Source organism: Nostoc sp. T09 (assembly GCF_002154695.1).
Lineage (GTDB): Bacteria > Cyanobacteriota > Cyanobacteriia > Cyanobacteriales > Nostocaceae > Aulosira.
Window position 1 is genome coordinate 15,044 of record NZ_MTAV01000012.1, and the last position, 13,614, is coordinate 28,657.

12 protein-coding genes are annotated in these 13,614 nt (G+C 39.8%); 6 read left to right on the forward strand and 6 right to left on the reverse strand.

Translation table 11 applies throughout. The features are described 5' to 3' along the window. Positions 1-953 precede the first annotated feature (953 nt). The 4 genes from arsS to BV372_RS03990 form a co-directional block, all read right to left on the reverse strand. Positions 954-1,961, reverse strand: coding sequence for an arsenosugar biosynthesis radical SAM (seleno)protein ArsS (gene arsS, locus BV372_RS03975; protein WP_086683601.1), 1,008 nt, complete (start codon positions 1,959-1,961; stop codon positions 954-956). A 155-nt stretch (positions 1,962-2,116) separates the two neighbouring features. Beyond that, on the reverse strand, positions 2,117-3,085 hold the full coding sequence (gene arsM / locus BV372_RS03980) for an arsenosugar biosynthesis arsenite methyltransferase ArsM (protein ID WP_086683604.1): 969 nt from the start codon (positions 3,083-3,085) through the stop codon (positions 2,117-2,119). A 212-nt stretch (positions 3,086-3,297) separates the two neighbouring features. Continuing rightward, positions 3,298-3,972, reverse strand: coding sequence for a response regulator transcription factor (locus BV372_RS03985; RefSeq protein WP_086683606.1), 675 nt, complete (start codon positions 3,970-3,972; stop codon positions 3,298-3,300). A 189-nt stretch (positions 3,973-4,161) separates the two neighbouring features. Beyond that, entirely contained in the window at positions 4,162-4,449 is a 288-nt protein-coding gene (locus BV372_RS03990; RefSeq protein WP_086683609.1) for a Mo-dependent nitrogenase C-terminal domain-containing protein, read from the reverse strand. A 544-nt stretch (positions 4,450-4,993) separates the two neighbouring features. Between BV372_RS03990 and BV372_RS03995 the strand changes: the two genes are divergently transcribed. Further along, a complete protein-coding gene (locus tag BV372_RS03995) occupies positions 4,994-5,614 on the forward strand; it encodes a class I SAM-dependent methyltransferase (RefSeq protein ID WP_086683612.1) in 621 nt (206 codons plus the stop codon). Positions 5,615-5,626: 12 nt separating this feature from the next. On the opposite strand, the gene BV372_RS04000 is transcribed toward BV372_RS03995, so the two are convergent. Beyond that, positions 5,627-6,133, reverse strand: a complete 507-nt coding sequence (locus tag BV372_RS04000) for a GNAT family N-acetyltransferase (RefSeq protein ID WP_086683616.1) — start codon at positions 6,131-6,133, stop codon at positions 5,627-5,629. A 306-nt stretch (positions 6,134-6,439) separates the two neighbouring features. Between BV372_RS04000 and BV372_RS04005 the strand changes: the two genes are divergently transcribed. The 5 genes from BV372_RS04005 (at position 6,440) to BV372_RS04025 (ending at position 11,524) form a co-directional block, all read left to right on the forward strand. Then, a complete protein-coding gene (locus BV372_RS04005; protein ID WP_086683618.1) occupies positions 6,440-6,640 on the forward strand; it encodes a hypothetical protein in 201 nt (66 codons plus the stop codon). A 368-nt stretch (positions 6,641-7,008) separates the two neighbouring features. Beyond that, the gene (locus BV372_RS04010; protein WP_086683621.1) at positions 7,009-9,174 is read left to right on the forward strand and encodes a CHASE3 domain-containing protein; all 2,166 of its coding nucleotides are present in this window, start codon (positions 7,009-7,011) and stop codon (positions 9,172-9,174) included. A 45-nt stretch (positions 9,175-9,219) separates the two neighbouring features. Continuing rightward, positions 9,220-9,666, forward strand: coding sequence for a response regulator (locus BV372_RS04015; protein WP_086683624.1), 447 nt, complete (start codon positions 9,220-9,222; stop codon positions 9,664-9,666). 217 nt (positions 9,667-9,883) lie between these two features. Further along, entirely contained in the window at positions 9,884-11,077 is a 1,194-nt protein-coding gene (locus BV372_RS04020; protein ID WP_086683627.1) for a hybrid sensor histidine kinase/response regulator, read from the forward strand. Between the two features lie 30 nt (positions 11,078-11,107). Next, the gene (locus BV372_RS04025) at positions 11,108-11,524 is read left to right on the forward strand and encodes a hypothetical protein (RefSeq protein ID WP_086683630.1); all 417 of its coding nucleotides are present in this window, start codon (positions 11,108-11,110) and stop codon (positions 11,522-11,524) included. Positions 11,525-11,646: 122 nt separating this feature from the next. Here the strand turns inward: BV372_RS04025 and BV372_RS04030 are convergent, their stop codons facing one another. Then, positions 11,647-13,356 (reverse strand): bifunctional diguanylate cyclase/phosphodiesterase, encoded by a 1,710-nt coding sequence (locus BV372_RS04030; protein WP_086683633.1) that lies wholly within the window; start codon positions 13,354-13,356, stop codon positions 11,647-11,649. Positions 13,357-13,614: the final 258 nt, after the last annotated feature.

Genomic DNA, 13,614 nt, shown 5'->3' on the forward strand with positions numbered 1-13,614 from the left:
TTGTGGTTGGGATCGCCTTATAGTTCAAGAAGCGATCGCAAACTAAGATCATGGTAAAATTTTATTTCTAACGAAAAATAATTAGTAACCGTACCCAAATAAAGGAAAAGACCGTGGAACAAAGAGTTCCACGGCTTTTTGTGTAGTGTGAGGAGCTTAACTACATCTCATGATAAAGTAGCTGACCAGTCACAATACGCTCGTAACAATTTTGGTAACAGAATATTTACTGATAACACCACCGTTAACTCACCAGCCTAGTCATAAATTCCAACTTGAAAAGGTAAGAATCTAAACGCTGCAAGTATTATGGCTACTGAGTGCAGATCGTTAAGTCGAACGAGAACCCGAACCCCCACTTTACAGGAAGGATAGTCGGTGGCGGAGGATGCAATGCGGAAGTATTTTACGTTTGGAAAAATATATCTAGCCTTGGCGAGAATCCGCGGCTATAATAGCAAACTTTGCATCCAGCACTAGGAGAGATTTAGTCCCCTCCAGGCGATTAGTATTGGCGTTAGTGAGTGTTTTCCCAACGGAAATGCCAAAGGCTAACGAGCGTTAGTTGGAGTAATTTCTTGAGTATAGTCAGGATATCTCATTGCCAAGTATTGTTACTGCCTTTGTCGTAATCTGATGGGATGTCATAGAAGCAATTAAGTTTCGCTCTCAGCAATATGGATATTTATTTCAAGATTTTAAATTTAAAGTAGAAGTGAATTGTAACTATTCAAATGCTTAATCAATGTCTAATTTTATCTCTAATAAAAAATAAAAGCCGTGGAAAGTAACAGGATTCCGCGGCTTTTTGGTGTGAGGAGACTTAACTAAATGCCATCATAAACCCATCTGACTATAAGTGATGCAAGCTTAACAGGTTTGTAACAAAACTTTCCTTTGATAACATACAGGTATTGTCTTTCCTTCAATCCAAAATAAAATATTAATTAAGTTTAGACTAAAGCACCACTGCAACTAGAACCACATCCAGCCGTACAACCATAGCAATAGGCAGCAGTTTGGATCTCACTAATCAAATCTAAACTACCAGCTTCTAGTAATTTGGTAACGGTTAAAGTTTCACCATTGCGAGTTTTTGCAGGCAGATTCATCATCTGGTTAAAGTCGCAATCATAGACATTACCCAAATAATCAATTGATAGTTGATCGCGACACATTAAATGTTCAACGGTACTAGGATTAAAATGCAATTCTAAAAACTGTAAATAGCTACTATATAATTTTTTGCGTTCTAAATGCATTTTAGTTCTACCAACTGGTAGATTTGTAATCGTAAATAAGTTGTTGAACACAATTTCAAAGTGTTCTTGCAAGAAAACTTTGTAATCTTTTTCTAGGTTCGTCTGTTCGGGAGCTAAAGAAAATTTTTCTGAGGTTGGTAACAGTGGATTATATACTAAGTCTAAAATTAAATCTGGTTTTTTCCCATAGCCGAGACGGTTAAGCCATTGCAAAGCTTTGATGGAATTATCAAAAACACCAGTGCCGCGCATTTTATCTACATTATCTGCTAGGTAGCACGGCAGAGATGCAACTATTCTCAGTTTGTGTTTGGCAAAGTATTCAGGTAAATCAGCAAATCCATCTTCAAAATAAATTGTCAAATTAGAACGGACAATTACTTGCTTTCCCGTTTTCCTTGCTGCTTCTACTAATGGCTTAAATCCATAATTCATCTCTGGTGCACCACCAGTCAAATCAACAATTTTAATTTCGGGGAATTTGTAAATTAACTCAATCAGCTGTTCGCAAATTTCTGGAGAAAGTTCTTCTGTGCGTTTTGGGCCTGCTTCGACATGGCAGTGTGTACAGGCGAGGTTGCAACGTTTACCAAGATTAATTTGTAATATAGATATCCCTTGTTTTGTCAAGGTATCGCTGAGTTTCTGTTTGAATGGAGTTACTTTTATATTTAGTGAATTTCGTGATTGAGTCTGCATTAATTATCTTTCTCCTAGAAGATAGAAAAAATCTTTACCGCTAAGCCATATCCGGTCACCTTAGTTGTAAAAATTTAAGTTATAGAAAATAGACATTCTCTAAGAATGGCAGCGATCGCTGAGTAGGCGATCGCTTAGTTAACTGTGTTTAAAACTTAACAGCAACCACCACCGTTATAGTGCCATGTAGAATCGGTAATCATGATTTCTGTTGGTTTTAAAGCCGCGAGTTTAGCAGCAGTTTTATCACAGACTGCTGCGGGAATACCACGCTGTAATAGATGACCTGCTGAGTCATCAAACCAGGATTCTGCACCAGCATAAATTGCTGTTTTGCCAGTAAAAATACAAGCGCCATCTTCTGGTATGCCAACTTTGAAAGAGACAGAATCAAGACTTTCTAGCAGTAAATTCTCTTCCAAGTTATAAGTCAGTGTATCTAACAGGCGGTAAGGACGTCGGGCACGAATTTCGACTTGACCAAAGCCAGCATTAACGATTAATTGAGTATATTCTTGATATGTGAGTGCGCCTGATAAGCACATGGCACGTAGCCTTTCATCTTGTTGTAAATGCGCTGGAATGGAACGAGTCGCAATCGGATCGCTCATCTGTAAACGTCCGCCGGGTTTCAAGACGCGAAATGCTTCTTTTAAAGCACGAGTTAAATCTTCTGGTTCAAATATATTGAAGAGACAGTTTTGTGCAACCACATCTACAGAAGCATCAGCGACGGGTAAGTTGAAAGCGTCACCTTCGCAGATTTCCACAAAACTGGGATCAAACCAGGGATTTTCTTGAGCAGCAATTTCTAAATTGCGTGTGGCGGCTTCTCGCATCGCTGCAACTGGTTCAACAGCAATTACAGCACCCACATGGCGGGAAAAGTAAGCGAATTGTAAGGCTTCTAAGCCACCACCAACACCAACATACAAAACTTTAGGTTGGTTAACTAGTTCATTGGGGTGAACGGTAGTCCCACAACCATAATTCATTTCCTGCATTGCTAGAGGAACTTTCAGCCCAGGTAGTTGCAGGGGTGTACTTTGGACACAACAAAGTCCAACTTGCGGTGTTTCTGCAACTTCGCGGTAGAATTGCGCCGCTGTTTCTAAATAGGTCATTGCGATTTTGATATTGAGTATCGTTCTCTAGAGCCAACTTTGTGCATCCTAATATAATTAAATCTCAATTGCATGAGCTTTAGGTAAGAGCACAAGATCCGCAAAACACCTATAAAATAGAGGTGTTTAATTGTCTGAATTTTGCTTAAAAGTAGAAGATCCCCTAAACAGCCGTAAAACAGGGAAGTTTAGGGGATCTGTGCGAGTCAGAATTAAGCATTTAAAACGTAGCCGATACCATGCACGGTTTGAAGGAGAGGCTTTTCGTTATTGGCTTCGAGCTTTTGGCGTAAATAGCGAATATAAATTTCAATTATTTTAGAATCGCCTATAAAGTCATTACTCCAGACTTCTTCTAGAATCCGATCGCTTGTGATTACCTGTTGTGGATGAATAAGTAAATATTCCAGTAAATCAAATTCTTGGTCGGTTAAATCAATTAACCGTTGACCCCGGTAAACTTTCCTTGTACGACGATTCAATCTCAGATCTTCAAATTCTAAGATATCTGCAACGTCTGTTTGCTGGATTCTTCGCAAATGGGTACGGACTCTATCGACTAACTCTTCGGCACAAAAGGGTTTAGGTAGATAATCATCAGCACCAGCGTCTAGGGCTGCCATGCGATCGCTTGCTTCATCTTTGGCAGTTAATAAAATTATCGGGACTTGATCGCCAGTACTTCGCAGGCGGCGACAAGTTTCCAACCCCGATAAACCGGGTAACATCGATTCTAAAATTACTAAATCAGGATGCAACTTCTGCGCTGCGGCAATGGCAGTTAATCCATCATAAGCAACACTGACTTGATAACCCTCATAATTCAGTTCCAATTCTACAAATCGAGCTAGTTTGACTTCATCTTCAACCAGTAAGATGTGCGTCATAGATGATGTTGATATATTTCAGCAGGATATGGTTACAGAGATACAAAATTAGGCAAGTTTTAGAGAGGTACTAACTACTAAATAGTTAGACATCTAATTAGTACTCCGTCAGCTTAGTATAGTTCTGAGTACGTAACAACCGTAAATCTGCGGTTCCCTATGACTGCTACATCACAAAAGCATGGCTATTTAGCAGTAGACTGCGACATCTTCACCACACTCATCCGCAAGATAACAGAGAGCTTTAAAACGCAAAGTTACTACTTGTTCGTAAAGAGGATTTAACTTACACATCGGTGGAATGTGAACTAACTTCCGACCAAAGATTTTGATGTCTCGTTCAAACGGGCATTGGGCAGGAATGGCTTTACATAAGAAATGAGCTAGTTTAGGATTATGAATTTCTACTTTTTCTAACCATTCACGTACTGGATAAAGTAGGTCGTGATGTAACAGAATTTGTGTAAGGCATGTCATAATTTTTTTCCTAATAATTTATAATTGCAAAGTTCGCTTACTTGTTGGGATTTTCATCCCTATAAATTTATACGCTAGATAATTGAGTTTTATGCAAGTCATTATGACTTTTTACTTAGTTCTCTTGTGAGTGCATTTCTCTTTTTGGCACAATTCTGACTACACAATCAATTTTCTGCATTCCGGATGATTTGCTGCGCTGCCTGTGTTAGTTGTTTTTGGATCTAGCTCAGTGCTCTGTTCCCTTGTAGGTAGGTATTTTTAATTGTGCGATCGCTATCCTATCGTCTTAAGATAAATTTGCCACGCTAAATTAGCGGTTTTTAGGTAGGCTTATCCGAACTTGATTGGGCGTTTATGCCTAGATGCAGAAGTGCTAGCTTTAGGCTAGAGTACAGGATAAGGAAGACAAGGAAGGAATTACTAATTAAGCCTTGACTGTTGCTAGTTTTTCAGTGCTAACTCCTTGTCCTTTGTTCATTGTTGGAGGCGCAGCTTAAACTTTTCCACTGACGCTGTAAATATAAAAAAGCTGCGAAAACAGATGACTCGTGACTTTATCAGTAACAAAAAGCAAGTTTTTGACCTCTGGGCACCAAGCTACGACTGGCTTTTACCATCAGTGTTTTACCAAAGCATCCACAAACGGTTGCTGGAATACGTTGATTTACCACCTCAACCTCATGTACTAGATCTGGGTTGTGGTACTGGACGCTTGTTGGATCGCCTCGCTACTAAATTTCCTGATTTGCGCGGTACTGGATTGGATTTATCTCCGGAAATGGTGCGAGTAGCCAGACAAAGTAACCGCCATCGTCCGCGTTTGATTTATGTTGAAGGTAAGGCTGAGTCTCTTCCCTTTGCTGACGGTCAGTTTGACGCTGTTTTTAACACTATAAGTTTCTTACATTATTTAGAACCCAAACAGATTTTGCACGAAGTAGCGCGGGTGCTATCTCCTGGTGGACGCTTCTATTTAGTTGACACCACTTTTAAAAGTAAGGCAGAACTGCATCTGACGTTGGGTTCGCTTGGCAGAGTTAGCCTTTACAGCCCTCATCAACGGGAACTGATGGGTGCGTCTGCTGGATTAGCTTGTGTCGGTCACTACTATTTATTAGGACCTGTCTTGCTGACAATTTTCGCTAAACCAGTCTTGAATTAATAGCTGTTGAACTTAGATTTCTTCTGTTCGCGGGAGTTTGGTGAGATTCCCCGCTTCTGTTTGTTGATAGTGCATGAATACTACAGGAACTCGAATCAGCTTTTTAGCTAACTCCGACAATCGAAACTTAGGCTTGAGCGATCGCGGTAAATCTTCAAAAGCAACGGGTACAAAGCCAAAGCGACTGTAAAACTGTGCTAATCGCTGACCTAGACATTCCAAATATAATGGCTGAGTGGTTGTAGAGATCAAATGCTGTGTCAGAAAACTCCCCAAACCACGACCTCGCCAAGTCGGTGCAACAACCAAACTACCTAGTTCTTGAGTATCTAAAAAGTTACGTAACTGTCCGCAAGCTGCTAACTTGCGATCGCATTCAATTACCCAAAATTGCTGCCAACGTAATTGAGTCGGGTCGAGTTTAGCAGATAATACCAACAATCGAATCGGCCAATTATCCTCAGACGTTGCCTTGCGAAGGACACATTCAGAAGGTAACACTAAATTGCTCTGTTGCATTAATTCTACTTATATAATTTATCTTGCAGAAATTACACTTTAATACTTACCCAAAGGCACTCAGAATTTACTTATAAATAGTAGTTATATCTCAATCAATGCTCTCAGAATATCGAGTAAATGATTGCCTATAATCTGCTTTGCCGTTACTTCTTAGCTACTGAAAGCGGTTTCGATTTACCAAAAGATAGCACTAAACATTACTTCCGATAGAGGGATGAAGCAGACACAACTATATTCTAGATAGATAAATTTTCATTTCTGTTGTTCTTAAAATATTAACAACAAATCACAGGAGCTTTAAATATGTCTGAAGAACAAAAGCAAAAATCTAATAGTGAAAATACTACACCTTCAGCTTCTGGTGGCTATCAAACACCCCTTGAAGATAGTATTCGTAAAACTGGCGACGCTGAACAAAGTGATGCTAGACAAACTGCTACGCCAGAAGCACCTGGTGAAGATAATGTAGCAGGTAGCCCCAATCAAGGCACTGAATCTCGTTAATTAGCCTCAAACGGTAAAACTGACCTAGCCAAATAAGGCATTTTTCTGTTTATCCCAATTCAGCAAAACCCGAGTGGAAATTGTCGATGAGAGCGCAATTTTCCACTCATTTTCATTGCATAGAAAAGCTTGACTGAAATTTATTTTGTTTTGCTGGATGAGATGCGATCGCCCTTGCTACCCCATCATCAATTAATCTAGCTTACGTGCGATCGCCATCTCAAAATCCAGTACAGCCTCCATAATTGACATAATTCAATACATTCTTGGAACCTTCTCGTTGTACCATCGTATACAGGATGTTATTAACAGCTTGCCATTGAGACTAAATCTGATCAAGTGCTCGGCAACACTCCTGTGAATATGCGATGAACAAATTAACAGAAAAATTTATTGCAGGTGGTTTTAGTTTGGCACTACTACTGTTATGTAGTGTAGGTGCCGCTTCCTACTGGAGTGTGCAAAAGTTGAATGAAGATCAGCAATGGGTAATTCATACCAATCAAATCTTAAATATCCTTGATGATTTAAATCATGGATTTCTGAGTACCGAAAGTGGAAAACGGGGTTATATTCTGACTGGCAAGGCTGATTACCTAAAAAGTTATGGGATAAAAAAGCAAGAAGTTTATCAGGCATTTCAAGCGTTGCAACAGTTAACCAGGGATAACCCAAATCAACAACGCCGATTAGATGCGCTTAAACCACTGATTGAGAGAAGATTTAATTTACTTGAGGAGTCAATCAAGCTTGCAAAGCAAAATACCTCAGATCGGACCAATCAAATCATTATTACAGATGAAGTTAATGCAGTCAGCAAACAATTCCAGACAATTAGGCAAGCAATGGAAGATGAAGAGAATAATTTATTGCAAAGGCGGATAGCATTAACGAATTATAGAGTTAATCAAATTATTCTTATAATCAGTGTTGGATATGGATTGAGTTTGGTTCTACTTATAGTAGTTTACTTACTACTGCAAAAACAAATCCAGCTTAACAAAGCATTATTAGAAGAAGCTATTTATCTAGAAAAACAAGCTGCAAAAGCAAAATTAGCAAATATTTTAGAAACAGTTTCAGATGCTTTTATTGCCCTTGATCGCAATTGGTGTTACACCTACGTTAATGAAAGAGCAGGACAAGTTTTTAACCGTTGCCCTACAGAATTAATTGGCAAAAACATTTGGGAGGAATTTCCCGAAAGTGTGGGACAAAAGTTTTATCATGCCTACTACCAGGCTGTAGCCGAACAGCAAGTCATTGAAATCGAAGAATATTTTCCACCTTGGAATCGCTGGTTTGAAAATCGCATCTATCCTTCAGGGGAAGGACTATCAATTTTTTTTCAAGATATCACCCGTCGCAAACTTGCAGAAATAGCGATAGAAAAGAGTGAAAAACGTTATCGCTCACTGGTAATTGCCACTGCTCAAGCTGTTTGGATAGCTGATGCTCAAGGCTTACCAAAAGAATTTTCCTCTTGGATAAATTTGACTGGGCAAAGTGAAGAAGAAGTCAAGGGATGGGGTTGGCTGGATGCAATTCATCCCGAAGATCGACAATTCACAGAGTGTTTGTGGAATCAAGCACTGGCAGAGAAAAGCCTTTATAACCTAGAACATCGCGTGCGGTTGGCTGATGGTAGCTATCGATTTTTTGCTGTACGTGCGATTCCTGTATTAGATGGAAATGAGCAGATTATTGAGTGGGTAGGTACTCACACCGATATTACCCAGAGAAAACTCACTGATGAGGCTCTGCAACAGGCAAAAGCAGAGTTAGAAATCAAAGTTGCGGAACGAACAGCAGAATTATATAAGCTGAATGAGGATCTCAAACGCTCTAACCAAGAATTAGAGCAGTTTGCTTATGTGGCTTCTCACGATTTACAAGAACCATTACGCGCCGTGGGTGGCTATAGCCAATTGCTAGCACAAGAATATCAAGAGCATCTAGACGAGTCGGCGCAGGAATACTTGGCTTACATTGTGGATGGAGCAACAAGGATGCGGCAGTTAATTCAAGACTTGCTCGCTTATTCTCGTGTTGGAACTCGCGGTCAAGCATTTATCTCCATTGACTGCAATATTGTACTCAATCAAGCACTAAGTAATTTACAAGTAGCGATCGCTGAAAGCAAAGCTATCATCACCTATGACCCCTTGCCTACTGTACTTGCTGACAAAACCCAACTGGTGCAATTATTTCAAAATCTCATCGGTAACGCCATCAAGTTTCGCCAAGGTGAGTCACCCCAAATTCACATCGGTGCAGTTAAGGGAGCGGAAAACCTTGAAGCTAAATCTGAATGGCTTTTTTGTATCCAAGATAATGGCATCGGTATTAAGCCTCAATATCTTGAACGTATTTTTGAAGTCTTTCGACGCCTGCATACCCGTCGGGAATTTGCCGGTACAGGTATCGGTCTAGCTATCTGTAAAAAAATTGTTGAGCGACACGGTGGTCGCATTTGGGCAGAGTCTCAGCTTGGAGCAGGAACAACATTTTATTTTACCCTCAATGAAAAATAACTGTACTGTATAAAGTATTTGCCATATTTATAATTAATACTTAGAATGATTAACAACCAAGCATTGCGATGCATTGAAATTTTGCTAGTTGAAGACTCTCCTAGCGATGCTAACCTAACCATCAAAGGCTTCCAGAATGCCAAAATTGCCAACAATTTGCACTGGGTTGAAGATGGCGAAACGGCGATGAACTATTTGCGGCAGCAAGGTGAATTTGCCAATGCTCCTCGCCCTGATTTAATCTTGCTCGATCTGAATCTGCCTGGTATGGATGGACGCGAAGTCCTAACAGAAGTCAAATCAGACCCACATCTCAAATCCATTCCCGTTGTTATCCTCACAACCTCCACAGACGACCAGGATATTCTTCGCTCTTATAATCTCAGTGCTAATTGCTACGTAACCAAACCTCTTGATGTTTACCAATTTATCCAGGTGGTGCAATTGATTAAAGACTTTTGGTTAGCAGCAGTGGCTTTACCACGAGAGTAGTGGGTTTGAAAATTTCTTTTCTGGCAGGTAAAGCACACAATTACAGCCATTTGTCCCCAGAAATAATATAACGAAATATTAAGAAATCAGAGATAAATACATATAAACATTAATAAACACAGATAAGTCTGTATTTAATCTTAACGAGCAGCCGTAAATGCTTAGTGACAGATGGGAAACAAGGAGATTATCTACCAAATCGAGCAAACCCTACCCTATGGAAAAGAACATAATTCACATCCTACTGGTAGAAGATAGCCCTACTGATGCCATGTTGCTCCGTCAGGTTTTGTCGCGTGCAAATCCGGGAGAATGGCAGATGACCCATGTTGAGCGGTTATCTGAGGCAATAGATATTAGTAGAGAAAATACTAGACAAATTTCAGATGATTCTCAACAGGAAAGTTTCAAGCAACACAAATTCGATGTAGTTTTGTTAGACCTCCATCTCCCCGACTCTACTGGGCTGGACACGGTAAAAGAATATCGAGCAGCAATACCTGATATTTGCGTTGTCGTATTAACTGGGCTTGATGATGAAGATTTGGCACTCCAAGCGATGTCAGAAGGTGCACAAGACTATCTTGTTAAAGACCAAATTACTATCCAACGGTTATTACGTGCAATTCGTTACGCTATTGAACGTGGCGAAATTCTCAACAAGCTGCGGGAGAGTGAAGAACGTAGCCGTCAAGCGTTAACAAAGGAGCAGGAACTCAACGAGTTAAAGTCAAACTTTGTAGCAATGGTTTCCCACGAGTTCCGTACTCCCATGACTACGATTCGCACAGCAATAGAAATCCTGGAATATAATAACCATAAACTCACTGATGAGCGCCGCGCTAAATACTTTGTTCGCATTCAAAAAGCTATTAACCAGACGCTTCAACTTTTAGATGAGATATTATTCTTGAGCAGAACTGAAGCATCTAAACTAGACCTGTATCCTACACCTTTAAATTTAGAAAGTTTTTGTAGCGAACTTACAGAAATTTTCCAACTCAGTACAGGTAGCCAGCACAATATTATTTTCACTTCTCAAGGCGAATCTACCCAAGCTGAAATGGATGAAGAATTACTCAATAGTATCTTCACCAATTTACTTTCTAATGCCATCAAGTATTCTCCTCAACAGAGCAATATTTTGTTTGATTTGACCTTTGAAGATGATATTGCAACTTTTCGAGTTCAAGATCAAGGTAGGGGAATTCCCCTCAAGGATCAACCGCATCTATTTCAAACTTTTTATCGTGCCAGTAATGTGGGGACAGCTCAAGGTACAGGGCTGGGTCTTGCTATTGTCAAAAAGTGCGTAGATCTACATAGGGGGCAGATTCAAATAGAAAGTCAGCAGGATGTAGGTACAACAGTAACAGTAACTCTGCCCTTACGCTCTGCTGCCTTATCTTAAAACACTGATTCACTCATCAAATAGTAGTTGATGCTTAATTTTTACACTAGTTTAAATCAATATTTAGCAGCAACGCTCGCAAGTGTTATAGGAGCCGCATTATTGATTTCTGTAGGCATATTTCTTAGTTCTATCTTTGAAAATGCCACCGGAAAACATGGTTTAGAACATTTATTCTTTCGTGCTGCGGGAATGTTTGGTGGTTGGTGGGTTGGAGCAATAGGCGGTTGTTGGTTAATGTTATGGAAAAGACCATTATCTAATGCGGTACTGACAACCACTTTGTTAGCAGTGCTGACTCCTCTAGGTATGTGGTGGTTCATGTACTTTATTAAGCGCACAGACCTGTCAATAGACAAGTTAGGTTTTTGGTCGTTGATCGGGTTGATTATTGTTGTGTTATCACTGCTAGCCCAGTTACTCACAAATATGCTCCTCAGTTTGTAAATAGGTAAAAGCTCTTTGAGCATAAAGTGCAAGCATTTTTAGCCTGAATAATTCAAACAGGACATGAAGATACTTTAGCTATCTTCATGTTGTGAACTCGTCTGAGATACTTCACCTAGCTATTATGCCGCCTCCTTAATTTGCTGAAAATTTTGCTTCAGCAGTTCAGTTATTCTGTCAGCGGGAGCAGGGATACCAAAGTAGAATCCCTGACCTTCTTGACACCCGTGCTCTTGTAAATAGTCTAGCTGTTGTTGAGTTTCTACTCCTTCAGCTGTAATGTTCAACTGGAGACTTTTAGCTAGAGCAATAATGGCATTGGTGACGGCGGCACTATCAGCATTAGATGTTACGTCTTGCACAAATGACCGATCAATTTTGAGCATGTTTACAGGAAATCGCTTCAGATAGTTCAAAGAAGAATAACCAGTGCCGAAGTCATCTAAAGCTAGCCATACCCCTAATTCTCGTAATTGTTTAAGGGTATTAACGGAATGTTGAATATCACTTACTAAAAAGCTTTCCGTCACTTCCAATTCTAGGTAAGATGCTTGTAATTCTGTTTCTTTAAGAACTTGTCTGGCAACCTCGACTAAATTTGGTTGTTCAAACTGTCTAGCTGAAAGGTTCACTGACATACGAATCGGCCGCAGTCCTGATCTCTGCCAAGCGCGATTTTGGGCGCAGGCGGTTCGCAAAACCCATTCACCAATGGGTACGATTAAACCGTTATCTTCAGCAATGGGAATAAACTTTCCAGGAGGAACCAAACCTCTGGTTGGATGCTGCCAGCGTACTAGTGCTTCCAGTGCTGTTATTTGTCTGGTGTGCAAATCTACTAAGGGTTGGTAATAAACTACCATTTCACCGCGCTCTAACGCCCCACGTAATTCGTTTTCTAATGTCAATCGCTCTTGCAACTGTGCGTTAATTTCAGGTGAATAAAACTGATATTGACTGCGCCCTTGCTGTTTCGCTTGATATAGTGCTATGTGAGCCTGTTGCAGTAGTTGATCTACACTATTGCGTTCGCCTAGTTCATTGATGGCAATCCCAATGCTAGCTGTAATATGAATTTGTTGACCTTCTATCAAGAAGGGTTTGGATAGTGTACTCAGTAGTAACTGCGATAACTTAATTACACTTTCAAACGAAAGTATATCTGTGCAAGCGATCGCAAACTCATCTTGATTTAAATGGGCCAGGATTTCTGTTTTAGCAAGACAACTCGTCAATCGCTGGGAAACTGTTCTTAATAAACAATTGCCTGTTTCATGTCCTAAGGCATGACTCATACTAGTAAAGTCATCAATGCCCAGCAAAAGCACAGCTACAAGCTGCTGAGAATTCTGAGATTGCGACACATTTTGGTAGAGGCGATCGCGGAATAAATCTCGATTAGGCAAGCCAGTGAGATTATCATAATTAGTGATCTGGTGAATCAACTCATCTAATTTATAGAGAGTTTGTGAGGTATTTGCCATTAATGTGCCTGCCTCATCTGCAAATTCTGTCGGCAGTTCGGGTAATTTTTTGGTATGCAGATAGTCTTGCAATGCAGCAGATGTTAAAATCACGGGGGCAAGGAGGTAATGGAGTACATAGATAGTCGCTGCTGCACCTGTGAGTGTAGCCAACAGAGCAATCAGCAACACTCGCATCGTTATATCCCAAGAATAGGAGTTAGAAGTAACAAAACTGATTATTAAAGTTAACAGAGGTACGTGAGTGCCGATAAACGCCACTAACATAATTTTGGCGATATAACTTTTTTTGATTAATCCAAATTTAGCCAAAGACGAGTATAGATAAAGTTTTCGATTTATCTGCATACAATGTTATTCAAGAGTTGAGCCTCAACTAATGTTCTACTAAGCTTCTCTGAAATCATGAAAATATTGACTACTATTCCATGAAATCAAAGTCCAAAATAGTAGACTAATATAGCTTTATGTACGTTGCTTCTGTGAATTATCTAATTCTGAGTTTTATTTACCCAAATATTACTTCTTGCCAAGCAGTATTAATTCTTTCCTGAGCAAGAATTTTATAGATTTTTCTACCAGCTTGTAAAATACTAATATTGCCTA

Bases quoted from the DNA above. Each gene is read 5' to 3' on its own strand.
- BV372_RS04020 (WP_086683627.1), top strand. From the start codon at position 9,884: ATGGAAAAGAACATAATTCACATCCTACTGGTAGAAGATAGCCCTACT.
- BV372_RS04025 (WP_086683630.1), top strand. From the start codon at position 11,108: ATGCTTAATTTTTACACTAGTTTAAATCAATATTTAGCAGCAACGCTC.
- BV372_RS04000 (WP_086683616.1), bottom strand. From the start codon at position 6,133: ATGCAACAGAGCAATTTAGTGTTACCTTCTGAATGTGTCCTTCGCAAG.
- BV372_RS04005 (WP_086683618.1), top strand. From the start codon at position 6,440: ATGTCTGAAGAACAAAAGCAAAAATCTAATAGTGAAAATACTACACCT.
- arsM (WP_086683604.1), bottom strand. From the start codon at position 3,085: ATGACCTATTTAGAAACAGCGGCGCAATTCTACCGCGAAGTTGCAGAA.
- BV372_RS04015 (WP_086683624.1), top strand. From the start codon at position 9,220: ATGATTAACAACCAAGCATTGCGATGCATTGAAATTTTGCTAGTTGAA.
- arsS (WP_086683601.1), bottom strand. From the start codon at position 1,961: ATGCAGACTCAATCACGAAATTCACTAAATATAAAAGTAACTCCATTC.
- BV372_RS04010 (WP_086683621.1), top strand. From the start codon at position 7,009: ATGAACAAATTAACAGAAAAATTTATTGCAGGTGGTTTTAGTTTGGCA.
- BV372_RS03995 (WP_086683612.1), top strand. From the start codon at position 4,994: ATGACTCGTGACTTTATCAGTAACAAAAAGCAAGTTTTTGACCTCTGG.
- BV372_RS03985 (WP_086683606.1), bottom strand. From the start codon at position 3,972: ATGACGCACATCTTACTGGTTGAAGATGAAGTCAAACTAGCTCGATTT.
- BV372_RS04030 (WP_086683633.1), bottom strand. From the start codon at position 13,356: ATGCAGATAAATCGAAAACTTTATCTATACTCGTCTTTGGCTAAATTT.
- BV372_RS03990 (WP_086683609.1), bottom strand. From the start codon at position 4,449: ATGACATGCCTTACACAAATTCTGTTACATCACGACCTACTTTATCCA.